We start from the raw sequence: 24,452 nt of genomic DNA on the forward strand, positions 1-24,452 counted from the left end.
ACGTGCCCGCCACTACCGTCACATGACGGAGGCGGCACGGCCGCGTCCGTTCCTAGCCTCGGCGGCATGAACATTCCCACCTACTCACTGGCGGAGCGGGACCGCCGCTGGGCGCTCGCCCGCGGCCTTATGGAGTCCGAGGGCGTGCAGGCGCTCATCGCGTACGGCGAGCACGAGTGCGTGGATCTCGCCCCCTTCGCCCCGGACGCCTACTTCACCAACGACCGGCCCGGCAGCATTGTGATCTTCTGCCGGGACGCCGACCCCGTCGAGCTGACCTGGTCGACGCTCCCCGTCGCCGACCACATCCAGGCGAGCAGGCGGGGCGAGGACCTGTGGATCCCCCCGGAGCGCATCCGGGTGGCCAAGCACGCGGCAGGCGTGGCGGAGGTCCTCAGGGAGCACCACCTGGAGACGGCGTCCGTCGGGGTGCTGGGGCTGGACCCCTACCCGCCGTTCCACATCAATCCGATCATGCCGTACGGGCTGTGGTCCCAGGTGCTGACCGAGTTGCCGGAAGTGACCTTCAAACCCGTCGGGTTGAACTACCTGCTCGCCACCATCCGGCAGTCGGAGGAGGAACTCGCGGTCATCCGGTATTCGGCCGAGACGGGCGACGCGATGGCCGAGGCCATGCTGGAGGCCGCCCGGCCGGGGGTGAGTGAGGCGGAGATCTACGCGGCCGGCATGGCGGTGGCGTTCCGGCGCGGCCTGGCCGCCCCGGGCATGTTGCTGTCGTCCGGGCCGGGCTTCGTCTCCTGGGGCCCGCCCCCCTGGTCCTACCGGCCCCAGGCGCCGCGCGTCGTCGAGGAGGGCGACGTCGTCATGGCCGAGGTGTTCTGCCGCTTCGGGATGAAGGAGACCCAGCACCAGGTGGCCATCGCCGTGGGCGAGCCGCACCCGGACATCGAGACCGGGGCGAAGGTGGCCCGCGCCAGCTACGAAGCCGGTCTGGCCGCGGCGCGTCCGGGCACCATCTTCGGCGACCTGGTGGAGGCCATGCAGGGGCCGCTGCGCGACGCCGGCGCGTGGAACGTCCACCCGCTGGTGCACACGCTCAATCCGATGGGCCCCGTCGGCGGCTTCGGCGCCGGCCTGCGCGGGCTGCCCGAGGCGGCGCGGTACGGCCGGCTGTTCGACCTGCCGACCATGGGCGGCCAGCTCCCCCTGATGCCCGGGATGACCTTCGCCTTCGAACCCAACGCCGTCATCGGCGGTCGCCTGACCAATCTCGGCGGCACCGTCGTCATCGGCGAGGACGGCCCCATCGAGCTCAACCCCTTCACCGCCCGCCTGCTGAGGAGCGAGGGATGAACAAGACGACGCACATTCCGGAACGCGAGCTCGCCGAGCGGCCGAGCGGATACGCGGGGCCGAACCTCTCGCCCACGGGCCTGCGGCTGATCCCTCATACCCTCGCGGACGGCGTCCACGCGCTCATGGCGGCCATTCCGCCCAAGGACAACAACGGGCTCGTCGCCGGCCGCGACGCCGCCCTCGTCGTGGACGCGGGAATCACCCCGGAGGTGTCCGGGCGGATCCTGGGGCTGGTCACCGAGCTGACCGACCGGCCGTTGCGGTTCCTGGTCAACACCACCTACCACGGTGACCACACCTTCGGGAACATGGCGTTCCCTGCCGGCACCGTCATCGTGTCGTCGCGGCAGAACAAGGAGAACATGACCGACCTCGACTACGAGAAGCAGGTCAGGTCGGGCAACATGTACGGCGACGAGGCGCTCTTCGACACGGTGACCCGATGGCGCACTCCCGACCTCGTGTTCGACGGCTTCGCTGAGATCGACCTGGGCGGGCGAGCCGTGCAGCTGTGGCACTTCGGCCCCGGGAACGGGCCCGGCGACACGGTCGTGTACGTGCCCGACGCCCGCGTCGCCTGGACGGGAAACCTCCTGTGTCACGCGGGCATCGCCCACATGCTGCTGCAGGGCGGTCCCGAGCCGTACATCGGCACCCTCCGCCGGATGAAGGAGGCGCTGCCCGATCTGGTGACCATCGTGCCGGGTCACGGGCCCTCCGGGGACGGGCATGCGGCCATCGACGCGCTGCTCGCCTATCTCGAGCGGCTGCATGACGAGGTGCTCGGAGCCGTGGAGGCGGGCCGTACCGTGGAGGAGACCACGGAGGCGTGCACCGACCCGTGGGCGGAGGGCCTGGACCCGGAGCTGTCCGCCGCGCTCGCGCGGTATCGCATCCCTCAGGACGCGGCCCGGCGCGGCATGCTCGACCTGTGCCGGAACCTGCACCGGCTCAACATCCTGGCCGCCTACCGTCTCTACACCCGTTCCTGAACCGGTCTTTCGAGGCGGCACGATCGGATGACCCGGGGGCGAACGGTCGCCGTACGCGGTTCAGCGCAGGACGGAGAACCAGCGTCCGGCCTCGGTCCACACCTCCACCGGGCGGAAGCCGGTGCGCCGGGCGAGCGGCCCGATGCCGGACGCGCTGACCCGCGCCCAGGCGAACCATCCGGTGACCCTGCCCTCCCGGCGAAGGCGGACCCGCTCGGTGCGGGTCGCGGCGCCGGGCGGATCGAGCTCGGCGACGACCTCGCCGCCGGGCCGCAGCAGCTCGCGGACCCGCCGCAGCAGGGCGTCCGGGTCGCCGCCGATGCCGATGTTGCCGTCGGCCAGCAGCACGGTGCCCCAGCGGCCGGCGCCGGGCACGTGGCCGAACACGTCGCGGCACAGGGCCCGCCCGCCGGCCAGGCGGGTGAGCCGTACGGCCCGGGGGGTGACGTCGATGCCGAGCGCCCGCACGCCGCGCCTCGTCAGCGCCACGGTCAGCCGCCCCGGCCCCGAGCCCACGTCGAGGGTGGGGTCGGCGCAGCGGGCGAGCATGGCCTCGTCCCCCTCGGCGCCGTCGAGCCAGCGCCATGCCTCCAGCGGCCATGTCCTGCCGTCGGCCGACTCGACCTCGACCCGCGCGCCGTCCAGCGACTCGGCGTAGAGGGGGCCGATCACGCGGGGACGTCCGCGCCGAGGGCCGCCAGCGTCGCCGCGAACCGCGAGGAGGGAACCCGCGCGGCCACCGCGCGTGCGTCGGCGGCGGTGTCCACGTCGGTCAGCTCGGGCAGCAGGGCGGCTCGCACGCCCGCGGCGCGGATCCGCTCCAGCAGCAGCGCCCCGGTGTCCGGCCGCGACATCGGCAGCCCGGCCAGCAGGGCGGGGTCGGGCCTGCGCTGCCCGAGCAGCCAGAATCCGCCGTCGGCGGCCGGGCCGACCACGACCTCGTGCCCGCCCAGCGATCGCCCCGCCTCGGCCAGCAGAGCGGGGGTGACCTGCGGGGTGTCCATGCCGATCAGCACGACCGGGACGGGAAGGGCCGCCCACGCGTCGGCGAAGGCGGCGGCCAGCCGGGCGGCCAGGTCGTCCCCCCGCTGCGCGACCACGTCGTACCCCTCGGGCAGCCAGGGCCCCGGCTCGCCGAGCAGGGCCAGCACCCGGCGCGCGGCGGGGGCGGCGGCGACGGCCGACAGCGTGTCGCGCAGCGCCGCCTCCGCGAGCGCGGCGGCCTCCCGCGCGGTGTAGGGCGGCGTGAGCCGGGTCTTGACCGCCCCCGGCACGGGCGCCTTCGCGATGACGACGATCTGCGTCGTGGCCTTGGTCTTCACGCCGCCCGCCACATGTCGCGGACGGTCCGCACGGTGCCGCGTACGGTGCCCGTCACCTTCGAGCGGCCCACCCGCGGCAGGTAGTCGACCTCGACCTCGCCGATGCGCCAGCCCGCCTCGCTCGCCCGCAGCACCATCTCCAGCGGATAGCCGAACCGCCGGTCCCGCAGGCCCAGGGCGAGCAGCGCCGTACGGCGGGCCGCCCGCATGGGGCCGAGGTCGTGCAGCGGGGCGCCGGTGCGGCGGCGCAGCCGCCAGGCGAGCACCCGGTTGCCCAGCCGGGCGTGCGCGGGCCACGCCGATCCGGTGACGGGCCTGCGGCGGCCCAGCACCAGGTCGGCGGCGCCGCTCACCACCCCCTCCGCGACGTACGGCACCTGCCGGGGGTCGAGGGAGGCGTCGGCGTCCATGAAGCACACGACGGGGGCGGTCGCGGCCGCCAGGCCCGCGTGGCAGGCGGCGCCGAACCCCGGCGTGGGCTCGGTCACCACGAGCGCGCCGTGCCGGGCGGCGACCTCCGCCGACCCGTCGGTGGACCCGTTGTCCACCACGATGGCGCGGCAGCCGTCCGGCATCCGGCCGAGCACCCAGGGCAGCGCCGCCGCCTCGTCGAGGCAGGGAAGCACCACATCGATCTGCATGCCGCAGAAGCTAGGGCCGCAGGGACCGCCCAGTTCTTACGAAGTGACTACGCCTGCGCCCCGCGCCAGGGCCAGGCGGGCGGTTTCCGAAACGGAACGCTCCATGATCAAAGGGTCTCGCCGCGAAGGGAGCGGGCTGGTCAGAGCCCGGTGCGGTACGCCTCGAGGCGGTCGGCCAGTTCCTTCGGGTGGCCGAGCATCGGACAGTGATCACCAGGCATTTCGTCCGGTTGGAACCCGAGACGCCCGGCGACGATCCCGCGCATGAACTCGGCCGGAAAGAAGCGGTCGTCGGAGGCCAGCAGGAACCTGGTCGGCACGCCCGGCCAGGAGGCCGGCGGTCAGGGCTTGCCGAACGGGGTAGGCGCCTGGTGGCGCTGGTGCGCGGCCACGAACTCGGTGGCCAGGTCAGCCGGGGTGTCGTGCAGCACGAGGGAGAAGGTGTCCTCCTCCGTGCCGCCCGCGACGCCTCGGCGCCGGTCGGCTTCCTCCCGTGCCGCCCCGTAGCCGGTGTTGCCCCACCATTCGCCCGGCGATTCGCCGGGAGCCGGAATCTGAGCCTGGAGCATCACGAGCAGGTCGGCCGGCACCCGGTCACATACCAGCGGGCCGGTGAAGCCACCGAACGAGTGGGCGACGACGACCAGATCGGTGCGCCCGCCGATCGCCTCGACCACCGTGTCCGCGTACTCCACGAGCCCGGCCGACTCGTCATCACACGGCAGGTCCGGTGCCACCACGTCGTGGCCCCGGTCGCGCAGGTCGGCGGAGAGCGGTCCCCAATACCAGGAATCGACCGCCGCGGCGTGGATCAGTACGTAGGTCGCCATCGAACAGGATCCTCCCGCGTTGTTGTTCCATTCGTCCAGCCGCCTGCGTCTCACTTCGACCGCAGGCCACCGGCCGCCGCGCAGCGTCCGGACGTGACCGTTATCCGTTCGACGGAGGGGCCGCACAGTTCTTACGAAGTGACTACGGGGCCGTCCACGGGACCGGGAGAGCGGCTCGGCGCGCCTACCGTGTCGGTCGTGACGGCACGGTCGATCGAGGGACGGCGTGCACTGGCGGCCTGGGCGGCGCTGGTGGCGGGCGCGTTCGCGGTGGGCGGTCTGCTGCACGCCCGCGGGGTGCTGCGCATCGACCATCTCCCGCCGCTGCACGCGCTGGCGCGCCTGCCCACGCTCGCACTGCTTCCTGCCGCGGCCTTCGCCGCGGTCGCGGTCCCCGCGCTGCCCCGGCTGACCGCGCACCTGCCGATGCGCGCGGCACTGGCGGCGGCCTTCGCCGCGTCGCTCGCGTGGACGGTCCTGCTGGCCGTGTCGGGGGAGGGGCTGGCGTGGCCGTTCACCCACCCCCAGGAATATCTGGCCGGGCTCGGCGCCGTGGGCGACGACCCCCTCGGCTGGCTCGCCGGATTCACCCGCGACCTGCCTGCCTACCCCACACATGTACGCGGCCATCCGCCGCTGCCGGTGCTGGTGCTGTGGGCGCTGGCGGCCGCCGGGCTGCCGGGACCGTTCTGGGCCGCCGTCCTCGTGGTCGTGACCGGGTGCTCGGCCACGATCGCGATCGGGCTGGCCGTACGGCGCGTGGCGGGGGAGGACGCGGCCAGGCGGGCGCTGCCTTACCTCGCCCTGTGCCCGGCCGCGGTGTGGATCGCGACGACCATGGACGCGTTCTTCGCCGGGGTGGGGGCGTGGGGGACGGCGCTGCTGGTGCTCGGCGCGCGGAGCCGGGCGGGCCGGGTGGCGCTCGGCCTCGGCGCGGGGCTCGCCCTGGGCGCGCTGCCCTACCTCAGCTACGGTCTGGTGCCCTACCTGCTCGTCCCCCTCGTGGCGGCGGTCGCCGCGGAGGTGCCGCGTACGACCCTGGCCGCCTGCCTGGCCGGGATGGCGGCGGTGAGCGCCCTGTTCGCCGCCGGGGGGTTCTGGTGGCCCGCCGGAGTGCTCGCCACCCACGCCGAGTGGGCGGCCGACCCCGGCGCGGCCCGGCCGTACCTGTACTTCCTGGTCGCCGACCTGGCCGTGCTCGCCCTGGTGACCGGGCCGGCCACCGCCGTCGGGCTGGTGGCGGCGGGGCGGGCCGGGGAGCGGATCCTGCCCGTGGCGGCGCTGGCCGCGGTGCTCGCCCTCGACGTCAGCGGCGTCACCCGGGGCGAGGTGGAGCGGATCTGGCTGCCGTACGCCCTGTGGGTCGCCGCGGCGGCAGGGCGTACGGCAGCCGGGCGTGCGGGAGACCGCCGCCTGCTCGCCGTGCAGGCGGTGTCAGGCCTGCTGCTGCAGGGGTTCGTCCGGTCGCCCTGGTGAACGGGTCGTATGTCAGCCGGCCAGCGGGGCGTGGGCGAACTCGCCCATGCCGTCGGCGAAGCGGACCCGGGCCCGGAAGCCGAGGTCGGCGGCGGCGCGGTCCGGGGAGGCCACGATGTGCCGCACGTCGCCGAGCCGGTAGCGGCCGGTGACCTCGGGGGCCGGCCCGCCCCGCGCCGCGCTCAGCGCGCCCGCCAGGTCGCCGATCGTGCGGGGCTCACCGCTGGCCACGTTGTACGCGCGAAGCCGCCCGGGCGGGGCGGACTCCAGTGCGTGAAGCGCGGCGAGGTTGGCCGCCGCGACGTCCCCGACGTGGACGAAGTCCCTGCGCTGGCCGCCGTCCTCGAACACCAGCGGCGCCCGCCCGGCCTCCAGCGCGGACCGGAAGATCGCGGCCACGCCCGAGTAAGGAGTGTCGCGCGGCATGCCGGGGCCGTACACGTTGTGATAGCGCAGGGCGACCGCCGCGCCGCCGGTCTCGCGGGCCCAGTTGGCCGCCAGGTGCTCCTGGGCGAGCTTGCTCGTGGCGTACGCGTTGCGCGGATCGGCCGGGACGTCCTCGTCGACCGTCCCCGGTGTCAGCGCCCGCCCGCAGCGCGGGCACGGCGGCTCGAACCGCCCCGCGGCCAGGTCCTCCTCGGCCCGGGGGCCGGGGCGCAGGCGGCCGTGCTCCGCGCAGTCGTAGACGCCCTCGCCGTAGACCACCATCGACGACGCCAGGACCAGCCGGGCGACCCCGTGCCGCGCCATCGCGGCGAGCAGCACCGCGGTCCCGAGCGCGTTGACCGACACGTACGCGGGCAGGTCCCGCACGTCGACGCCGAGGCCGACCTTGGCCGCCTGATGCACGACGGCGTCGGCGCCGTCGAGGGCGCGGCCGACGGCGTGCTCGTCCCGCACGTCACCGGCCGTGACGTCCTCGCCGCCGCGCAGGTCGAATCCCCGCACCTGGTGCCCGGCGTCCCGCAGCAGGCCGGCGACGCGGCTCCCGATGAAACCGGCCGCGCCGGTGACCACGATCTTCATTCCGTGACGGTAACAACGGCCCGCCCCGCTGAAAGTTTCATATTCCTTACGGGACGACCGGCGCGGAGGCGCGCGGCGGAGTTGACGGGCCCGCCCCGGCGACCGATGATCCGGGCGATGCCGTCGGCGGATCGTCGTCCCGGAGGGTGGCTCTTGTCCAGACTGTCGTGGCCGGCCGCGTGGACCGCGGCGGGCGCCGTCGCCGCCGCGCTGCTGGCGGCCAACCTCGCCGCGCCGCCCGTCCTCGCGACGAGTGTGACGACGGCATACGCCGCTTCCGCCTCCGCGGGTGAACCGTCGCCGCAGCCGACCGGGACCGGTTCCGCCGGCACGCCCACGACCCCGGGGGAGGTGCGGCCCTGCCCGCCGCCCCTGCCCACGGGCGGCACGCCGCAGGGCGTGGTCGGCCTGTGCTGGACGGCGTCCTCCGACGACGTCGGTGTCACCGGCTATGAGGTCTACCGCCTCACGCCCGACGGTTTCGTGAAGGCGACCTCGACCACGTCCACGATTACCGTGATCACCGGCCTGACCATCGGCCGCACCTACACCTTCTTTATCGTGGCCAAGGACGCCGACGGCAACACCAGCCCGCCCACCGCGCCGTTCAGCACCACGGCGGTCACCGGCATGTCCGTCTCGCCGAGCCCCGGCACGGGCGACACGACCCCGCCGACCAAGCCGGCCGGGATGCTGGCGAACTGCCTGCCGGACTTCCGCGGCACGTCGTTCTGCTGGACGCCGTCCACCGATGACGTCGGCGTCACCGGCTACGACGTCTACCGGCGCACCGACACGGGCTGGACGCGGGCGGGCACGGCCTCCGGCACCGCCCGGTACTTCACCGAGGGCAACCTCGTCACCGGTCAGTCGTACGTCTACTTCGTCGTGGCCAAGGACGCCGCGGGCAACCTCAGCCTGCCGTCCGACCTGGTGACGACGGTGGCGTCGGGCGGCTTCCCGCCGTACACGCCGCCCCCGGTCAGCTGCAAGATCAAGTACGACTGGTGGCCCTGGGGCGGCGGCTTCACGGCCACCGTGACGATCACCAACCTCGGCCAGACGGCGATGAACGGCTGGACGCTGCGCTTCGTCCTCCCCGACGCGGGACAGAAGATCACCAGCGGCTGGTCGGCCACCTGGTCCCAGTCCGGCAAGGACGTCACCGCCGCGAACACGCCGTGGAACGCGGTGATCCAGGCCGGCGCGTCCCTGCAGATCGGCTTCACCGGCACCTCCACGGGCGCCAACCCCGAGCCCACCGGCTTCACGCTGAACGGCGGCGCCTGCATCCGGGGCTGACCGCCCCACCCGACCGGGCCGCGGGCCAGGCCGTTTTCGAGGGGCGAATCGGGGCAGGCAGGACGGTATGCCGCTGCTCGACACCACGCTGCTCCTGCTGCTCGAGGGCTACGCCTGGCTGCCGGCCCGCTGGCGGGAGACCCAGGGAGAGATGGTCCACACCCGGCTGATGGGCCAGCGCGCCGTCGTGCTGCGCGGACCGGACGCCGTCCGCTTCTTCTACGACGACAACCACGTCCAGCGGGCGCCCGCGCTGCCCGAGCCGATCAAGAGCACGCTGTTCGGCCACGGCGCGGTGCACACGCTCGACCAGGCCGCGCACCGGGCGCGCAAGGACATGTTCATGTCCCTGATGACGCCGGAAAGCGTCGCCGCCCTGGTGGGCGAGACCACCGCCGGCGTGGGACGCTGCGGTGGCGACGTGGCCGGACAGGGGACACGTCGTGCTCTTCGACGAGGCCGCCCGCGTCATCACCCGGGGGGCGTGCCGGTGGGCGGGCATCCCGCTCACCGAGGAGGAGATCGGGCCCCTCGCCGCCGACCTCGTCGCGCTGGTCGACGGCTTCGGGTCACCCGGCGCCCGGCACTGGCGGGCCCGCGCCGCCCGCAGGCGCCGCGAGGCGTGGCTGGCGGGACTGGTCGAGGACGTGCGGCGCGGAGCCCTGCGGGTGCCGGACACCTCGGCGCTCGCCGTGGCCGCCCGCCACCGGGAGCCCGACGGCGAGTCGCTCGCGCCCCGGATCGCGGCGGTCGAACTGCTCAACCTGGTGCGCCCCACCGTCGCCGTGAGCTGGTTCGTCACGTTCGCCGCGCACGCGCTGCACTGCTGGCCGGTCAACCGCGTCCGCCTGGCCGAGGACACCGACGGCACGTACGCCGAGGCGTTCGCGCATGAGGTGCGGCGGTTCTATCCCTTCGCGCCGTTCGTGGCGGGCAAGGCCGTCAAGGACCTCACCTGGAAGGGCGAGCAGATCCTGGCCGACTGGCTCGTGCTGCTCGACGTCTGGGGCCAGAACCACGACCCGGCGCTGTGGCCGAACCCGTGCGCGTTCGACCCGCGACGTTTCATGGGGCGGGAGATCGGCCCGTACGACCTGATCCCGCAGGGCGGGGGCGACCCGGCGGCCGGGCACCGGTGCCCGGGCGAGCCGGTCACCGTGGGCCTGCTGGAGGCACTCGCGCCGCGGCTGGCCGGGCTGGACTACACGGTGCCGGAGCAGGACCTCACCATCTCGCCGTACCGGATCCCGGCCCGGGTGGCGAGCGGTTTCGTCCTGCGTCCGGCAGGCGCGGCCGTGCCCCGCGAGCCCGTGGGGGCGGAACGGCGGCGCCCCTCCGTTCATCCCTTGTAGTTGAAGACCTGGCGCAGCGTGTGCCGGACCTCGACGAGGTCCTTCTGGTCCGCCATGACCTGGTCGATCGGCTTGTACGCCTCGGGGTGCTCGTCGACCAGGGCGGCGGCCCGGTCGGAGTTCCAGGTCCGGCCGCGCATCGCCTCCCTGAGCGAGGCCGGCGACAGCTCACGCTTGGCCCGGCTCCTCGACATCCTGCGCCCCGCACCGTGGGAGCAGGAGTTGTACGACAGCGGGTTGCCCCGCCCGCGCACGATGTAGGACCGGGTGCCCATCGAGCCCGGGATCACGCCCTCGTCCCCGGTGTCCGCCTTGATCGCGCCCTTGCGGGTGATCCACAGCTCCTTGTCCTGATGGGTCTCCATCTGGGTGAAATTGTGGTGACAGTTGATCGTCCGGACCCGCGTGCCGGTGCCGACGACGCGGAACAGCGCCTCGCTCAGCACCCTGTCCATCCGCGCCCGCGACGCCATCGCGTAGCGCTGCGCCCACAGCATGTCCTCGATGTAGGCGGTGAACTCCGGAGTGCCCTGGGTGAAGTAGGCGAGGTCGTAGTCCTCCAGCCCGATCTCCATGCGCCGCATGAGCCGCTTCGCGCCGTTGATGTGCGCGGTGGCGAGCTGGTTGCCGATCCCGCGCGAGCCCGAGTGCAGCACGGTCCAGACCCGGTCGCGCTCGTCGAGGCAGACCTCCACGAAGTGGTTGCCCGAGCCGAGGGTCCCGAACTGGCAGGCGACCGTGTTCTCCTGCTTGGGTGTCAGCGCGGTGTGCGGCCGGCCCAGCTCACCGAGCGCGCGGTCCACCGCGCGGTCGTCGTGCCCCTTGCCCACGCCCGCCGGGATGCGGCGCTCCACCAGCCGCATCAGCGGGTCGAGCGAGTCGGGCAGGTCGGCGGCCGTGAGCGTGGTCTCGGTCGCGACCATGCCGCAGCCGATGTCCACGCCGACGGCGGACGGGATGATCGCGCCCTCCGTGGGGATCACGGAGCCGACCGTCGCGCCGATGCCCACGTGCGCGTCCGGCATGAGCGCGACGTGACCGGGCACGAACGGCAGGCGCGCCGCCCGGGCGGCCTGATCGATCGTCCCGTCGTCGATCTCGCTCGCCCAGGACAGCACCTTCGGGGCGATGTGCTTCGGCATGGTTGGATCTCCTCCTCGGTCGAGATCCACTGTGCCGCGCACCGGGCGGGAATCCCAACCGAATATCGCGCGGAAACTCGTTTGCCGCCCTACCCGCTCGCCGCCCATCATGCCGAAATGAGCGACGATTCCCGTGACCCCGGCGGGCAGGACGAGGAGGAGCGGCGGCGCCGCGGCGGCGAGGACGACCCGCCCCCGCCCGCCGGAGGCGTACGACTGCCGTGGACCGCGGTGCCCGCGCACCTGCGGCTGGCCGTCGAGACACACCTCGGGGACCGCGTGACCGAGGCCGTCACCCAGCCCGGCGGCTTCTCCCCGGGCGTGGCCGCCCGCCTGCGGCTCGCGGGCGGCGGCAGGGCCTTCGTCAAGGCGGTCGGACCCGAACCGAACCCGGTCAGCCCCGGCATCCACCGCGCGGAGGCCCGGGTGGCCGCCGCGCTGCCGGCCACGGCGCCCGCGCCCCGGCTGCTCGCGTCCTTCGACGAGGACGGCTGGGTGGTGCTGCTGTTCGAGGACGTCGAGGGACGGTCGCCGGCCCAGCCCTGGGTTCCGGCGGAGCTGGACCTCGTGCTCGGCGCGATCGCCGAGCTGGCCGAGTCGCTCACCCCCGCGCCCGTGGCCGTGCCGCCGGCCGCCGAGCGGCTCGCGGAGGAGTACCGGGGATGGCGGCGCCTGGCGGCCGGCCCGGACGGCCTCACGGTGGACGGATCCGATGCCGCGTGGGCCCGGCGGCACCTGGACCGGCTGGCGGAGCTGGAGGCGGCCTGGGACCGGGCGGTGGAGGGCGACACGCTGGCCCACGCCGACCTCCGGGCCGACAACCTGCTGCTCACCGAGGACGGACGCGTGTACGTGGTGGACTGGCCCTGGGCGTGCCTGGCCGCCCCGTGGTTCGACCTGCTCGGGATGCTCCCGAGTGTGGCCATGCAGGGCGGGCCGCCGCCGGCCGAGGTCTTCGACGGCCACCCGGTCGCGGCGAAGGCGGACGGCGACGCGGTCACCGCGGTCCTGGCCGCCGTGACCGGCTTCTTCCTGCAGCGCGGAAGCCTCCCCTCGCCGCCGGGCCTGCCCACGCTCCGCGCGTTCCAGATCGCGCAGGGCCGGACGGCGCTGGCCTGGCTGCGGCGGCGGACCGGCTGGAGATGACCCGGCGACCGCGCCCGCGATCGGGCGCCTGCCCGCGGTCCTGCTGACGAGGTCCCGTCGGCACGTCACCCTGAATCGGGAACCGGGCAGGACGCGTGGAACCCTGGGCGAGGGCGACGGCGCAAGCCGTGACCGGCGGGACGACTCGCCCGGGGCGCCCGGCCGGTTTCGCGTGCCCGAGAGGAGAGCGAGAATGAACCCCGCCTCGGCCGCCGTGGGCGGCGCGGCCACCTTCGTCTGGCTCGGGATGGTGCTGGCGATCTCCTTCCTGGAGGCGCCCCTGAAGTTCCGCGCGCCGGGGGTGACGGTCCCGATCGGCCTCGGCATCGGCCGGCTCGTCTTCCGCGCGCTCAACGCCGCCGAGGCCGTGCTGGCGGTCGTCGTGATCGTGGCGGTCGCGACCGGATCACCCGCCACCGCCGCGGTCGCGCTCACGGCGGTCGCCGCGGCCGTCCTGATGATCCAGATCGCCGTCGTACGCCCGCCGCTGAACCGCAGGTCCGACCGCGTCCTGTCCGGCGAGGACCCGGCGCGGCACAGGTCGAGGGCGCACCTGTACTACGTGGCGCTGGAGGCCGTGAAGGTCCTCACCCTGGCCGCGCTCGGCTGGGTCCTGCTGGGGTGGATCTGACCCGGGTGCGGGGTGCGGGGCCACGTCCGCCTACTGAGCGCTCTGCCAGTGATTCCAGTGGACGACCTCGGTGACCGGGACGCGGCGGGCGGGTTTGAATTCGGTGCCGATCGTCCAGGCGACGGGGATGAGCGCGCATTGGACGGTCGTCTCGTACGGCAGACCGAGCAGTGTGGCCGCCTGGCGCTCGTAGTTGAGGTGCGGTGTGGTCCATACGGTACCGAGCCCGCGGCTGCGTGCGGCCAGCATGAAGCTCCACACGGCGGGCAGCACCGAGCCCCAGGTGCCGGCCTGCGTCGCCGGATCGTCGAGCTCTGCCCGCGATCCCACCCGGATGCAGGGCACCAGCAGGACGGGCACCTGGTCCAGGATGTCGACCAGGTGGCGCAGGCTGTCGGCGATCGCGTGCCAGCCCGCCTCGGCGGTGAAGTCGTGGCGGCTGGGGCCCTGGTGGGCCTGCGGCGCGGCGGGGCTGGTCAGGCCGCGTCGCCACAGGTCGGCCAGGGCGCGTCGCCGGTCGGGGTCGGTGACGAAGACGAAGTCCCATCGCTGCCGGTTGCGTCCGCTGGGGGCCTGCTGGGCCAGGCGGGTGCAGTCGAGGAGCACCTCGCGCGGGACCGGTCTGGTCACATCCAGCCTGCGGCGTACCGCGCGGGTCGTGCTGAGCAGTTCGTCCGGGGTGAGGTTCAGCGGGCCGCGGTCGTGGGGGATTTCAGGCTGGAACATGGTCACTCCTGGTGTGGCGGTCGCGTTCGGGGTGGACCAGAAGGGCGAACAGGGCTCCGGCGAGGGCGAGCAGGATGCCGCTGAGCAGGAAGGCGGTCGTGTAGCCCGCCTGCGGGGTGGCGGCTCGGTCCAGCAGCCATCCGGTGATGACGGGGCTGGCGATCCCGGCGGTGACGCTGAGCCCGGAGAAGACGCCGAGGATGCCGGCTCGCTGGTGGGGAGGCACGAGCTCGGCCACGGCCGGGTTGGCGAAGGTGTTGACGGTGACGGATATGCCGTAGCCGAGCATCAGGAGGGCGATGGCGGGGATCGGCGCGTGAATCAGCGGCAGGGCGGTCAGCAGGATGCCGGCGCCGGCCAGGCAGGCGCCGCCGAGCAGGCCGCGGGCTCGTCTGGAGGTGACGCCCGCGCGCAGGAGCCGGTCGGTGACCGCTCCGGAGGCGACCAGTGCCACGATGCCGAGCGCGCTGGGCAGGCCGAACAGCGACCCGGCCGCCTCCGGGGAGAATCCGAGGGCGTTCTCGAAGTAGGAGGGCAGCCAGGTGAAGACGATGGCGGCGAGTGCGTTCTGGGCGAAGTAGGCGATGAGGCAGCCGATGAACGTGCGGTTGAGCAGTGCGCGGCGCCAGGGGACGCCGGTGGCCTGAGGGTGCTGCGGCCGGCCGCCCCGGCTGGGGGCGGCCCCGTACGGGCCGAGCCGCCCGGTGGCCAGCCACAGCAGCGACCAGCCGAGCGCGAGCGCTCCGACGGTGAGGAATCCGGCTCGCCAGCCGAATCCGATGATGACCAGGGTCAGGAGGGGCGCCATGGCGATCTTCGCGACGGCGGCGCCCGCGGTGTAGAGCGCCTGCGGCAGGCCGCGCCGCTCGTTGGGGAACCACGAGTACAGCACGGTCATGGACAGCGGGTTGGCCGGTCCTTCCGCGGCCCCGACCAGGATCCTGCTGGCGTACAGCATGCCGCCGGTGGCGGCGACGACGGCGGGCACCTGACCGGCGGCCCACAGCAGGCCGCAGGCCAGCAGGACCCACCGCGGGGAGATCCGCTGTGCGGTGAAGCTGACGGCGATGCAGGTCACGCCGAAAAGCACGTAGGAGGCGCTGCCCAGGCTGCCGAAACCGGCGGCGGACATGCCGAGCTCGGCGCTCATCGGCTTGGCGACCAAGCCCAGCAGGGCCTTGTCCAGGAACACCACCACCGCGGAGAGGACCAGCACAGCGGTGACGCCCCAGGCCCGGGCTTTGACGGGTGAGGAGGACATCGGAGCGCCGGGCGGTGCCAGGCTTTCGTTGACTGCCACTGCTGCTTTCCTTTCCTGCGGGCTATCGGGGAAGGGCCGACAGCCAGCGCATGAGGGAGTCGTTGACGTCGCCGGCCAGCTCTTGATGGATGAAGTGGCCCGCCTGCGGACGCAGGACCACCTGGCTGTAGTCGTGGGACAGGCACATCCGCTCCACCTGGGCCCGTGCCGCGTGGCGGTGGAAGGCCAGCACCGGCTGGCGGCGGCGGCGCAGGACCGGCTCGGCCTGGGGACGGAAGCGCAGGCTGCCGGGACCGAAGGCGCTGTGCCGGAAGGTCTGTGCCCTGAGCCAGGCCGGTCGTGACAGCACCTCAAGCAGGTGCCAGGTACGCAGGTGCCCGGGGGTGGCGGGAGTGTGGAAGCGGTCGCTGAACAGGTCCTGGGCGATCTGGTCGGCGTCCGGGCCCTCCAGGTCGTCGGCCAGCCGGGCCATCCACTCCCGATCGCCGGGGTCGCCGGCGTAGTCGGGGTCGATCACCACCAGAGCGCGGACGAGATCGGGGTGGCGGGCGGTCAGGACGGTGGCCACCGAGCAGCCCATCGAGTGGGCGAGCACGACGACCGGCGCCAGGTCGGCGTGGCGGATCAGGGCCGCCAGGTCCTCGGCGTGGTCGCCGACGTCATAGCCCGTCGGCGGGCTGCCGGAACGTCCGTGACCGCGCAGGTCGATCGCCACTGTGCGGTAATGGGACCGCAAGGCGGGGATCTGGTAGATCCAGCCTTCGGCCGCGCCCCACATGCCGTGCACGAGGAGCAGATTGAGCGGCGGCCGGGCCGAGGAGGCGGGCGGGTAGTCGGCGTAGAACAGGCGCACGCCGGAGTGTTCGAAGTATGGCACGGGGACTCCGTCAGGCTGAGGGGGCGAGCTGGGCGCCGCCGCACACGTGCAGGACCTCGCCGGTGATGAAGCTCGCCCGGTCGCCGGCGAGGAAGGCGACGGCGTCGGCCACGTCCTGGGGCCGGGCCAGCCGGCCCAGCGGTGTCATCGCCCGGTGACGGCCGGCGAATTCCTCGAACTCCCGGGCGCTACGCCCCGCCCTGGTCAAGGGGGTCTCCACCACGCTGGGCGCCACGGCGTTGACGGTGACACCGATGGGGCCCAATTCGACGGCGAGGGTCCGGGTCAGGCCGACGACGGCCGCTTTGGAGGTGACGTACCCCGTCGGGCCGCCGCCGAGCCAGGTGCGGGAGCTCACATTGACGACCCGGCCCCAGCCGTGACGCTGCCACCAGGGCCGAATCGCCTGGCACAGCAGCATCGGCCCGCGAACGTTCACCGCCATCGTCGCGTCCCAGCTCTCGGGGGTCTGCCCGGCCAGGGATCGGCGGATGTTGACGGCGGCGTTGTTCACCAGGCAGTCCAGCCGTCCGCCCGCGTGCTCCACGCGCGCGATCCCTTCACGGACCACCTCGGGGTCGCTCACGTCCACCCGAATGGCGCGGACAGTTCGGCCACCGGATGCCGACAGGCGGCTCGCGGCGTCGGCGACGGCCTCTTCGTCGATGTCGAAGAGCGTCACGTCGAATCCGTCGGCGGCCAGCTGAGCGGCGATGGCCATGCCGAGGACACCCGCTCCTCCGGTGACGATCGCCCCTTTCACGCTCACCGCCGCCCTCCTCCCGGCGTCTCGAACGTGACGTGGCCGCGCAGATAGGCGGCGTTGAATGCGAGGGCCTCGCGCGGCGGCCGGTCGCTGCTGAAATCCTCCACCGACACCCATCCGCGGTAGCCGGCGTCCGGAAGCAGTCGCAGGATCGCGGGCACGTCGAGCACGCCGTCATCCATCGGCATCCAGCGAGGCCGCCACGGGCCGCCGCCCTCGGGGCGCTCGAAGGCGACGTTCTTGATGTGCACGTGCGCCAGATGCTCGCCGAGGATCTGCAGCGCCATCCGGGGATCCTCCGACCCCTCCACCGCCGCGTTGCCGGGATCGTAGACGACCCCTACCAGGTGCGGGGACAGGTGTCCCACGACCTGCCTGGCCAATGCCGTACTCGGGCAGATCGTGCGCTGGTGCATCTCCAGCAGTGCCTGGACGCTGAAGCGCTCGGCCAGCGCCGCGACCTTGTCGAAGAACTCGATGCCCCGGCCGAGTGCCTGGTGAAATCCGTCGTCCGTCATGCGCGGAGCCCACAGCCGTATCCGGGGGGCTCCCGCCTCGGCCGCCAGCCTCATCAGCCGCTCGACTCCCTGCACGTCGCCGGCTGGGACGTAGCAGTTGAGGCCGATGACGGCCAGGCCCGCGCGGTCGCACAACTCCCGCGCCCGGCGGATGTCGTCTTCTTCCGGACGAAGGGTGCAGCGGTTGTTGGTCAGAAAGTGCGCCGGGCCCGGTGAGCCGGCCTCAGCGGAGACCCGCCATTCGATTCCGGCATACCCGGCTGCGACCGCCGCCTCGGTCGCCTGTTGCGGCGTCAGCTCCGGCAGGCAGGCCGAACACACGCCAAGCCTCATCGTGCTCCTCGAAGAACGCAGCTCGGAAAGCTGCTCACCGTTCCGTGTCACCATCGGTGATGGCCGTCGACATCAGTACAGGGCCGGACATCTCTCGCCGTCCAAGTCCTTCTAGGCAGTTCTGTTATGTTCTGCAGGCATACCTGAGCGATCAGATGAGGAGAAGCCGTGGAACTCCGGCACCTGCGCTATTTCGCCGCGGTGGCCGAGGAGGGCTCGTTCTATCAGGCCGCGCAGCGCTTGCTGGTCTCGCAGCCGTCACTGAGCCGGCAGATCATGGATCTGGAACGGCGACTCGGGCAGCGGCTGTTCGAGCGCACGTCCCGGGGGGTGCGGCTGACGCCGAGCGGAGAGGCGCTGCTGCAGCACGCCCGGCAGATTCTCGGTCTTGCCGCAACCACTCAGGAGATCGTCTCGGAAGCGGCGCGGGCCCGCCAGGTGGTCTCCATCGGCGTGCCTCCCGCGACGCCTGGTTCCTGGCTGTCGTCCGTCGTCGAGGCGGTGGACCGGACGCTGCCCCACGCCGAGCTGAACTATGTGGAGGCCACCAGCTTCGACCAGCTCCGCCTGCTGCACGAGGGCAGGCTTGACCTGTGCCTGGTCCACCAGCGGCCACCGGGTCACCACGGCTCGTGGCTGTTGCGTCAGGAGATCCTCGGGCTGGCGGTGCGGCCCGGCCATCCGCTGGCCGACGAGCCGCACTACCGGATCGGTGACCTCCACGCGCTGCGGGTGCTCGTGCACGCCCGTGAACGGGAACCCTCCCGTGAGAGCGTCACGGCGGCCGTGCTGGCCGCCGGAGTCCGGCCGTACTGGCGATTCGCCCAGTTCACCGAGCACGTTCTGGCCTGCGCGCAGGCGACGCGGTCCGATGCCGCACTGGTCGCCTCGCACGTCGCCGCGCTGCGGCTGCCCGGCTGGCGCTGGCGGCCCGTCGAGGGGCTGCCCGAGGCCGTGATGACCACGTGGCTGGTGTGCCAGCGCCCCACCCGGGCGGTGGTGGACGAGGTGGCCGACGTCGTGCGAGCCGTGCCGGCCTGACCAGGCCGCCCCGGGGTGCGGGCGGCCCGACCTGATGCGTTCACCACCGGTCCCAGTGCAGGACCTCCTCCCGCGGGATGCGGGGAGCGGGCTTGAAGTCGGTGCCGACGGTGAAGGCCAGCGGGATGAACGCGGCCAGCATGACCTCCTCGTACGGCACGCCGAGCACCTTGGCGAGCTCGTGTTCGAGCGGTGCCTGCGCGGTGGTCCATGTCGTGCCCAGGCCGCGTGCCCGGGCGGCCAGCATGAAGCTCCACACGGCGGGCAGGATCGATCCCCATGCCCCGGCCTGCACGGCCACCGGGGCGCGGTCGGTGCGTCCCTCCACACCGGGGATGACGAACGCGGGCACCCGGTGGATGTTGTCGGCAAGGTGGCGCAGCCCGTCGAAGACCCGCTCGGTGGAGCCGCGATGGGAGCTCATGCGCCACAGGTCGCGCTCGGTCAGCGGTTGCCCGGCGGCCAGCGGCAGGGCGCGCAGGAAGATGTCGGCCACGGCCCGCCGCCGCTCCGGCTCGGTGACCACGAGGAAGTGCCAGCGCTGCCGGTTGCGCCCGGTGGGGGCCTGCACGGCCAGGTCCACGCATTCCTCGATGAGCTCGCGGGGCACCGGCCGGTTGAAGTCCAGGCGCTTGCGGACGGCACGGGTGGTGCTCAACAGCTCGTCGGGGGTGAGCTCCAGCGTCACGATGTCTCTCCTTCAGGTGGTGGGGACGGGGGCGGGGCGGCGCGAGCGCAGACCGTACGCGGCGATGAGGGCGCCCACCAGGGAGAAGCCGCCCGCCGTCAGGAACGCGATCCGATAACCGGCGGGCGCGGACTCGCCCAGGGTCATGACGGCGGCCAGTGCCGCGACGCCGATCCCCGCGCCGATCTGTACGGAGGAGGTGACCAGACCCGAGGCCAGGCCCTGCCGCTCGTCCGGCAGGCCGCCGACCGCGGCGATGTTGAGACCGGGAAACGACAGCCCGTTGCCGACGCCGTGGACGACCAGCGCGGGCAGCAGCACGGTGAGGTAGTCGCCGGTGGCCCCGGCTCGCAGGAACAGCAGGATTCCCGACCCTTGGACCAGCATCCCGGCGGCGGCCACCCGGCCCAGTCCCCATCGGGCGATCAGCCTGCCGGCGAGGTTGGCGGTGATGACGATGGCCAGACCCATCGGGACGATCCCGAGCCCGGTGGCCAGCGCGCTGTAGCCGAGTTCCCCCTGCAGGTAGAGAACGGCGACGAACTGCCAGCCGATCGTCGCACACGCCCAGGCCAGCGCCGCGAGATTGGCGGCGGCCACCGTGCCGGACCTGAACACCTCCGCGGATAGCGGCCGAGCGGCTCGACATCGCGCTGTGCCGGGCCTCGGCAGCGGTGGCGCGCGCCGCGGACGACCACGCCGCCGGGGAAGGACTCGGCGTCGGGCAGCATCTCGTGCTCCAGATGCTCGACGCCGTCGGCCCTTGCTCCCAGCAGACGCTCAGCGAGGAACTGCGCATCGACCGCAGCGTCATGGTCGGCATCTGCGACGACCTGGAACAGGCGGGCCACGTACGCCGGGAACGCAACCCGCGCGACCGCCGTTCCTACGCCGTCACCATCACCGACTCCGGCCGGCGGCGGCTGGCCGAGGCTCAGACGTCGATCCCGGCCTTCCTCGAGGACGCCTTCCACCCTCTTACACCCGAGGAGCGTGGCCAGTTGAGCGCGCTTCTCGGCAAACTCCTGGGAATCGGCGCCTGACGCGAGCCGGCAGGACGGACAGTCGCAGGCTTCGTTCGTAAGGACTCGGATCCAGGCGCCCGAGCCGGGGACGGGCGTCTGTCTGTATCCTGACCGCGCACACGAAAACGCGGTCCCGGTCGGTAGCCCGGGCACCCGCCGGCCCCCGGGTTCGCAACCGGTGCCGGCGGTCTCGTATCCGCCTCTCATGTCCCCGCGGGGAGCCTCGGAGGATGTCCGGTGTGCCGGAAAGCGGCTTCGCCAAGCCGCCTGTCGGCATACCTGTGGAGGCATCATGGTTTCCCTGTCCGTCTACTTCGAGGGCCCGTTCTGGGTGGGCGTCCTGGAGATCGTCGAGGACGGCGAGCTTCGCGCGACCCGGTTCGTCCTCGGTTCGGAACCCACCGGTCCGGAGCTGTACGAGTTCCTCTCGCGGCACGGGGTCGCCCTGCTCGAACGCGCGGAGGCGGCCCCCGCCGTGCCCGTGGGGGAGCACGGGGAGGGCGGGGAGCGGCGGCTCAATCCCAAGCGCGCGGCCAAGCTGGCCGCCCGCGCGGCGGCCCGGGTCACCCGGCGCGGCACGGCCGCGCAGGAGGCGCTGCGGCTCGAACTGGAGAGCACCAAGAGCGAGGCGCGCGTGAACCGGCGCGAGCGGGAGCGCGCGCTGGCCGAGCACCGCCGCGAGGTCGCCCGCCGCAAGCGGATCGAGCGCCGCCGCGACCGGTGAGGGGGCGGCGGAGCGGTTCCGTCCCGGGGTGAGGGAATCACGCCGGGGTGACCGAGGTTGTCGCCATCGTGATGGCAGGGCTTAGGCTTGAGGCTCTCTGGGGTTGGAGGTCCTCTCGTGCTGGTTGACTCGTTCGGCCGGGTCGCGACCGATCTGAGGGTGTCGCTGACCGACCGGTGCAACCTGCGGTGCGCGTACTGCATGCCGCCCGAGGGCCTCGACTGGCTGCCCAAGCCCGAACTGCTCACCGGCGAGGAGATCGTCCGCCTGGTGACGATCGGCGTGGAGCGGCTCGGCATCCGGGAGGTTCGCTTCACCGGTGGCGAGCCGCTGCTGCGGCGGGAACTCGCCGAGATCGTGGCCGCGACCGCCGCGCTGCGCCCGCGTCCCCAGGTGTCGCTGACGACCAACGGCATCGGCCTGGCCCGCCTCGCGGAGCCGCTCGCGCGGGCCGGTCTCGACCGCGTCAACGTCTCTCTGGACACGCTCGACCGCGAGGTGTTCGTCCGGCTGGCGCACCGCGACCGGCTGCGCGACGTGCTGGAGGGGCTCGCCGCGGCGACGGCGGCGGGCCTCACGCCGGTCAAGGTCAACGCGGTGTTGATGCGCGGCGTCAACGAGCACGAGGCCGTGCCGCTGCTTCGCCACTGCCTCGACCGGGGGTATGAGCTGCGCTTCATCGAGCAGATGCCGCTCGACGCCCAGCACGGCTGGCGCCGCGACGACATGATCACGGCCGACGAGATCCTCGGGCTGCTGAAGGACTCCTTCGACCTCACCGAGGACGACCCGCGCGAGCGGGGCAGCGCCCCCGCCGAGCTGTTCCTGGTGGACGGCGGCCCGCACCGGGTGGGTGTGATCGGCTCGGTCACCCGGCCGTTCTGCGGCGCCTGCGACCGCGTCCGGATCACCGCCGACGGCCAGGTCCGCAACTGCCTGTTCGCCACCGAGGAGTCCGACCTGCGTACGGCCCTGCGCTCGGGGGCCTCGGACGAGGAACTGGCGGAGCGGTGGGTCGCGGCGGTGCGGAGGAAGAGGGCCGGGCACGGCATCGACGACCCCGCCTTCCTCCAGCCAGCCCGCCCGATGTCGGCCATCGGCGGCTGACGGAGCCCCCTGAGAGAGCCCCCTGGGAAAGTCCCAGGAGAGAGCCCAAGAGAGCCCCGAGAGAGGTCAGGGAGCACCTGTGCGTTCCCGTCCCGGAACCGGCGCCGGTGATGCGGCCTGCCCGCCGCCGTACGACGCCGTGATCCTTGCGGGGGGCCGGGCCGAGCGGCTCGGCGGGGCGGACAAGCCGGGCGCGCTCGTCGGCGGGCTGCCCCTCGTCGAGCGCGTGGCGGCCGCGGTCCGCGACGCCCGCGCGCTGGTGGTGGTGGGCCCGCCCAGGGACATGCCGGGTGTGCTGTTCACCCGTGAGGACCCGCCGGGCGGTGGACCGGTGCCGGCGCTGCGCGCCGGGCTCGCCGAGGTGACGTCCCCGCTGGTCGTCCTGCTCGCCGCCGACCTGCCGTTCGTCGTCGCCGGGCACGTCGGGGCGCTCCTGGCGGCCGTGCCGGAGGACGGCGCGGGCGCGGTCCTCGTGGACGACGAGGGCCGTGAGCAGTGGCTCACCGGTGCGTGGCGGACGGCGGCTCTGCGGGCCGCGCTCGGCCCCTACGAGGGGCGCTCGCTGCGCGGGCTGCTCGGCCCGCTGGCGCCGGCGCCCGTGCGCCCGCCGGTGGCGCCGGGGGAGACCCCGCCGTGGTTCGATTGCGACACCGTCGAGGATCTGCGCGCGGCCCGCGAGCGGGCCCGAGAGCGCGGGTGAAGGGAGTGCGCGTGAACGTGCTGGAGGAATGGACGGCCCAGGTCTGCCGCGAGCTGGGCATCGACCCCGCCCGGGTGGACCGGACCGCGGTGCTCGACCTGACCAGGGATGTGGCGCACGGCGTGGCGCGGCCCGCCGCCCCGCTGACCGCCTACCTGATGGGGCTGGCGCAGGGAGCCGGCACCGCGCCGCCGGATGTGGTGGAGCGGCTGTCCCGGATGGCGAAGGAGTGGGCGGAGGCGACCGCGGACAGGCCCGGCGACTCCTGACGCCGGCTTCCACGGCCCCGGCGCCGCATAGAGGGACAGGGCGAGCGCCGGGGGCCGCTCGGCGGAAGGGCCGTTCCCGACGGGGACGACCGCGACGGCCGGTCCGTGAGGTCCGTGCGAAGTCGGTTGGTAGTGCTCGACGACCCCGAAAAGGGCGACGCCGGGTGGTTACGGGGGCAAACCACCCGGCGCCGCTTCATCGGCGTTCCGACGGGGGCCCGGAACGCCGGCACCAGCGCTCCGACGGGGGACCAGAGCGCTTGGCTAAACTGTACACCTCCAACCCATGGGTTGCGTCAAGACTTTGTCACGACCCGATCTCGCGTCGATGGCGTGGTATCTCGTTTTGGTTAGGCGAGGTCAAGTCTGGGGGCGGAGGAGGCTCGTGACCTCTCTGATTGGCCCCGATAACGGCAACGTATGGCAAAAGAACCGCGCCCGCGACGAACAGCGCCTTGACGGGCCAGGGGGCCGGCACCGCCACCGCCAGAATGAGGCAGACGAGCCGGATGCCCATCTTGATGAGGTAACTGATCTCCCGCTTGCGCACGTCGTCGGACAGCGACGGCTGGGCGTCCGTCACCTGGTGAACGACCGGGCGGTCTTTTCGCAACCAGCGCCATGGATTCACGATTTCCACGGTAGACCCCGAGGGAGGCGGGGTGACGCCCGCACGGCGATACGATCACGCGACAGGCACAGGCAGGAGGACGTGATGTCGGACCGCACCTACCGGGTGACCGAGATAGTGGGCACCTCGGCCGAGAGCGTCGACCAGGCCATCCGCAACGGCGTCAGGCGGGCCGCGCAGACGCTGCGGCACCTGGACTGGTTCGAGGTGACCGAGGTGCGCGGGCACATCGTGGACGGCGAGGTGGCCCACTTCCAGGTCGGCATGAAAGTGGGCTTCCGCCTCGAGGACGCCGAATAGGACCTGGTGCCGTGACGGGAGACGGGCACCGTCCGTTGTCCGCAGAGCCGGTTTGATGGGTGGCTCGTGTCCGAGCGGCGGACAGGCGCTCAGCCGGCACTGGAGCGCACTGAGAAGGATGGGCGCTACTCCCTGGTGGCCATGGCCGCAGGCAGCGGGAAGGTGACGCCGGTCAGCTCCTCGGAGGCCGTCCACAGGCGACGGGCGAGTGTGTCGTCCTGGGCGGCCCTCGACGGGCCGACGAGCTCCGGCGCGCCGTGCCCTTGTGGGGAGTCGCCCGGGCCGGCGTAGCTGCCGTCCGAGGCGAAC

30 protein-coding genes are annotated in these 24,452 nt (G+C 73.2%); 14 read left to right on the forward strand and 16 right to left on the reverse strand.

Annotation, left to right across the window (positions count from 1 at the left end):
* Positions 1–66 precede the first annotated feature (66 nt).
* Positions 67–1,314 carry a M24 family metallopeptidase gene (locus IL992_RS29245; protein ID WP_193206580.1) on the forward strand — a complete coding sequence of 416 codons (1,248 nt, stop codon included), beginning with the start codon at positions 67–69 and terminating at the stop codon, positions 1,312–1,314.
* Positions 1,311–2,309, forward strand: a complete 999-nt coding sequence (locus IL992_RS29250; protein ID WP_193206581.1) for an MBL fold metallo-hydrolase — start codon at positions 1,311–1,313, stop codon at positions 2,307–2,309. Before IL992_RS29245 ends, IL992_RS29250 begins: the two co-directional genes overlap by 4 nt.
* A 60-nt stretch (positions 2,310–2,369) precedes the next feature.
* On the opposite strand, the gene IL992_RS29255 is transcribed toward IL992_RS29250, so the two are convergent.
* The 5 genes from IL992_RS29255 to IL992_RS29270 all read right to left on the reverse strand — a co-directional run bounded on the left by IL992_RS29255 (position 2,370) and on the right by IL992_RS29270 (position 5,102).
* A complete protein-coding gene (locus IL992_RS29255; protein WP_319018899.1) occupies positions 2,370–2,981 on the reverse strand; it encodes a methyltransferase domain-containing protein in 612 nt (203 codons plus the stop codon).
* Positions 2,978–3,631, reverse strand: coding sequence for a TIGR04282 family arsenosugar biosynthesis glycosyltransferase (locus IL992_RS29260; RefSeq protein WP_193206582.1), 654 nt, complete (start codon positions 3,629–3,631; stop codon positions 2,978–2,980). Before IL992_RS29260 ends, IL992_RS29255 begins: the two co-directional genes overlap by 4 nt.
* Positions 3,628–4,272: a glycosyltransferase family 2 protein gene (locus tag IL992_RS29265; protein ID WP_193206583.1), complete on the reverse strand. Its 645-nt coding sequence runs from the start codon at positions 4,270–4,272 to the stop codon at positions 3,628–3,630. The genes IL992_RS29260 and IL992_RS29265 overlap by 4 nt, the downstream gene beginning before the upstream one ends.
* A 140-nt stretch (positions 4,273–4,412) precedes the next feature.
* Complete coding sequence (locus tag IL992_RS46660) at positions 4,413–4,592, reverse strand: alpha/beta fold hydrolase (RefSeq protein ID WP_226873963.1); 180 nt, start codon at positions 4,590–4,592, stop codon at positions 4,413–4,415.
* Positions 4,593–4,613: 21 nt separating this feature from the next.
* Positions 4,614–5,102: an alpha/beta hydrolase gene (locus IL992_RS29270; protein WP_226873964.1), complete on the reverse strand. Its 489-nt coding sequence runs from the start codon at positions 5,100–5,102 to the stop codon at positions 4,614–4,616.
* A gap of 198 nt (positions 5,103–5,300) precedes the next feature.
* Between IL992_RS29270 and IL992_RS29275 the strand changes: the two genes are divergently transcribed.
* The gene (locus tag IL992_RS29275; RefSeq protein WP_193206584.1) at positions 5,301–6,578 is read left to right on the forward strand and encodes a hypothetical protein; all 1,278 of its coding nucleotides are present in this window, start codon (positions 5,301–5,303) and stop codon (positions 6,576–6,578) included.
* Positions 6,579–6,590: 12 nt separating this feature from the next.
* Here IL992_RS29275 and IL992_RS29280 read toward each other — a convergent pair whose 3' ends face one another.
* Complete coding sequence (locus IL992_RS29280; RefSeq protein WP_193206585.1) at positions 6,591–7,604, reverse strand: NAD-dependent epimerase/dehydratase family protein; 1,014 nt, start codon at positions 7,602–7,604, stop codon at positions 6,591–6,593.
* 153 nt (positions 7,605–7,757) lie between these two features.
* Here IL992_RS29280 and IL992_RS29285 point away from each other — a divergent pair, with 153 nt between their 5' ends.
* The gene (locus IL992_RS29285; RefSeq protein WP_193206586.1) at positions 7,758–8,906 is read left to right on the forward strand and encodes a cellulose binding domain-containing protein; all 1,149 of its coding nucleotides are present in this window, start codon (positions 7,758–7,760) and stop codon (positions 8,904–8,906) included.
* Between the two features lie 219 nt (positions 8,907–9,125).
* Here IL992_RS29285 and IL992_RS47860 read toward each other — a convergent pair whose 3' ends face one another.
* Complete coding sequence (locus IL992_RS47860) at positions 9,126–9,251, reverse strand: hypothetical protein (protein ID WP_264295111.1); 126 nt, start codon at positions 9,249–9,251, stop codon at positions 9,126–9,128.
* Positions 9,252–9,319: 68 nt separating this feature from the next.
* On the opposite strand from IL992_RS47860, the gene IL992_RS48550 reads away from it, so the two are divergent.
* A complete protein-coding gene (locus IL992_RS48550) occupies positions 9,320–10,258 on the forward strand; it encodes a cytochrome P450 (protein ID WP_319018900.1) in 939 nt (312 codons plus the stop codon).
* Here IL992_RS48550 and IL992_RS29295 read toward each other — a convergent pair.
* Positions 10,246–11,400 (reverse strand): RtcB family protein, encoded by a 1,155-nt coding sequence (locus tag IL992_RS29295; RefSeq protein ID WP_193206587.1) that lies wholly within the window; start codon positions 11,398–11,400, stop codon positions 10,246–10,248. The genes IL992_RS48550 and IL992_RS29295 overlap by 13 nt on opposite strands.
* Before the next feature lie 117 nt (positions 11,401–11,517).
* Between IL992_RS29295 and IL992_RS29300 the strand changes: the two genes are divergently transcribed.
* Together IL992_RS29300 and IL992_RS29305 are read left to right on the forward strand one after the other, a co-directional pair.
* Positions 11,518–12,546 (forward strand): aminoglycoside phosphotransferase family protein, encoded by a 1,029-nt coding sequence (locus IL992_RS29300; RefSeq protein ID WP_226873965.1) that lies wholly within the window; start codon positions 11,518–11,520, stop codon positions 12,544–12,546.
* Between the two features lie 193 nt (positions 12,547–12,739).
* The gene (locus tag IL992_RS29305) at positions 12,740–13,177 is read left to right on the forward strand and encodes a hypothetical protein (protein ID WP_193206588.1); all 438 of its coding nucleotides are present in this window, start codon (positions 12,740–12,742) and stop codon (positions 13,175–13,177) included.
* 30 nt (positions 13,178–13,207) lie between these two features.
* On the opposite strand, the gene IL992_RS29310 is transcribed toward IL992_RS29305, so the two are convergent.
* Genes IL992_RS29310 through IL992_RS29330 form a run of 5 tightly spaced genes read right to left on the reverse strand, consistent with a single transcriptional unit; the run spans position 13,208 to position 17,658 of the window.
* Positions 13,208–13,903: a nitroreductase family protein gene (locus tag IL992_RS29310; protein WP_193206589.1), complete on the reverse strand. Its 696-nt coding sequence runs from the start codon at positions 13,901–13,903 to the stop codon at positions 13,208–13,210.
* On the reverse strand, positions 13,890–15,203 hold the full coding sequence (locus IL992_RS29315) for an MFS transporter (protein ID WP_193206590.1): 1,314 nt from the start codon (positions 15,201–15,203) through the stop codon (positions 13,890–13,892). Before IL992_RS29315 ends, IL992_RS29310 begins: the two co-directional genes overlap by 14 nt.
* A gap of 22 nt (positions 15,204–15,225) precedes the next feature.
* Positions 15,226–16,041: an alpha/beta fold hydrolase gene (locus tag IL992_RS29320; RefSeq protein WP_193206591.1), complete on the reverse strand. Its 816-nt coding sequence runs from the start codon at positions 16,039–16,041 to the stop codon at positions 15,226–15,228.
* Positions 16,042–16,051: 10 nt separating this feature from the next.
* The gene (locus tag IL992_RS29325) at positions 16,052–16,810 is read right to left on the reverse strand and encodes an SDR family NAD(P)-dependent oxidoreductase (protein ID WP_319018901.1); all 759 of its coding nucleotides are present in this window, start codon (positions 16,808–16,810) and stop codon (positions 16,052–16,054) included.
* Positions 16,807–17,658 carry a sugar phosphate isomerase/epimerase family protein gene (locus IL992_RS29330; protein WP_193206593.1) on the reverse strand — a complete coding sequence of 284 codons (852 nt, stop codon included), beginning with the start codon at positions 17,656–17,658 and terminating at the stop codon, positions 16,807–16,809. Before IL992_RS29330 ends, IL992_RS29325 begins: the two co-directional genes overlap by 4 nt.
* Before the next feature lie 168 nt (positions 17,659–17,826).
* Between IL992_RS29330 and IL992_RS29335 the strand changes: the two genes are divergently transcribed.
* Positions 17,827–18,699 carry a LysR family transcriptional regulator gene (locus IL992_RS29335; RefSeq protein ID WP_193206594.1) on the forward strand — a complete coding sequence of 291 codons (873 nt, stop codon included), beginning with the start codon at positions 17,827–17,829 and terminating at the stop codon, positions 18,697–18,699.
* Positions 18,700–18,739: 40 nt separating this feature from the next.
* Here IL992_RS29335 and IL992_RS29340 read toward each other — a convergent pair whose 3' ends face one another.
* Together IL992_RS29340 and IL992_RS29345 are read right to left on the reverse strand one after the other, a co-directional pair.
* A complete protein-coding gene (locus tag IL992_RS29340) occupies positions 18,740–19,387 on the reverse strand; it encodes a nitroreductase family protein (protein WP_193206595.1) in 648 nt (215 codons plus the stop codon).
* A gap of 12 nt (positions 19,388–19,399) precedes the next feature.
* Complete coding sequence (locus IL992_RS29345; protein ID WP_193206596.1) at positions 19,400–19,987, reverse strand: MFS transporter; 588 nt, start codon at positions 19,985–19,987, stop codon at positions 19,400–19,402.
* 74 nt (positions 19,988–20,061) lie between these two features.
* Between IL992_RS29345 and IL992_RS29350 the strand changes: the two genes are divergently transcribed.
* The 5 genes from IL992_RS29350 (at position 20,062) to IL992_RS29370 (ending at position 23,212) form a co-directional block, all read left to right on the forward strand.
* Positions 20,062–20,430, forward strand: a complete 369-nt coding sequence (locus tag IL992_RS29350; RefSeq protein WP_319018902.1) for a MarR family winged helix-turn-helix transcriptional regulator — start codon at positions 20,062–20,064, stop codon at positions 20,428–20,430.
* A 274-nt stretch (positions 20,431–20,704) separates the two neighbouring features.
* Positions 20,705–21,136: a YjdF family protein gene (locus IL992_RS29355; protein ID WP_193206597.1), complete on the forward strand. Its 432-nt coding sequence runs from the start codon at positions 20,705–20,707 to the stop codon at positions 21,134–21,136.
* A 117-nt stretch (positions 21,137–21,253) separates the two neighbouring features.
* The gene (gene moaA, locus IL992_RS29360; protein ID WP_193206598.1) at positions 21,254–22,243 is read left to right on the forward strand and encodes a GTP 3',8-cyclase MoaA; all 990 of its coding nucleotides are present in this window, start codon (positions 21,254–21,256) and stop codon (positions 22,241–22,243) included.
* A gap of 79 nt (positions 22,244–22,322) precedes the next feature.
* Entirely contained in the window at positions 22,323–22,943 is a 621-nt protein-coding gene (mobA, locus tag IL992_RS29365; protein ID WP_193206599.1) for a molybdenum cofactor guanylyltransferase, read from the forward strand.
* 11 nt (positions 22,944–22,954) lie between these two features.
* Positions 22,955–23,212, forward strand: coding sequence for a DUF6457 domain-containing protein (locus IL992_RS29370; protein WP_193206600.1), 258 nt, complete (start codon positions 22,955–22,957; stop codon positions 23,210–23,212).
* Positions 23,213–23,519: 307 nt separating this feature from the next.
* On the opposite strand, the gene IL992_RS29375 is transcribed toward IL992_RS29370, so the two are convergent.
* A complete protein-coding gene (locus IL992_RS29375; RefSeq protein ID WP_256862528.1) occupies positions 23,520–23,843 on the reverse strand; it encodes a DUF3099 domain-containing protein in 324 nt (107 codons plus the stop codon).
* Between the two features lie 84 nt (positions 23,844–23,927).
* Here IL992_RS29375 and IL992_RS29380 point away from each other — a divergent pair, with 84 nt between their 5' ends.
* The gene (locus IL992_RS29380; protein WP_079314915.1) at positions 23,928–24,143 is read left to right on the forward strand and encodes a dodecin; all 216 of its coding nucleotides are present in this window, start codon (positions 23,928–23,930) and stop codon (positions 24,141–24,143) included.
* Positions 24,144–24,452: the final 309 nt, after the last annotated feature.

Origin of the sequence: Microbispora sitophila (assembly GCF_014892245.1) — a bacterium.
GTDB classification, from domain to species: domain Bacteria; phylum Actinomycetota; class Actinomycetes; order Streptosporangiales; family Streptosporangiaceae; genus Microbispora; species Microbispora siamensis.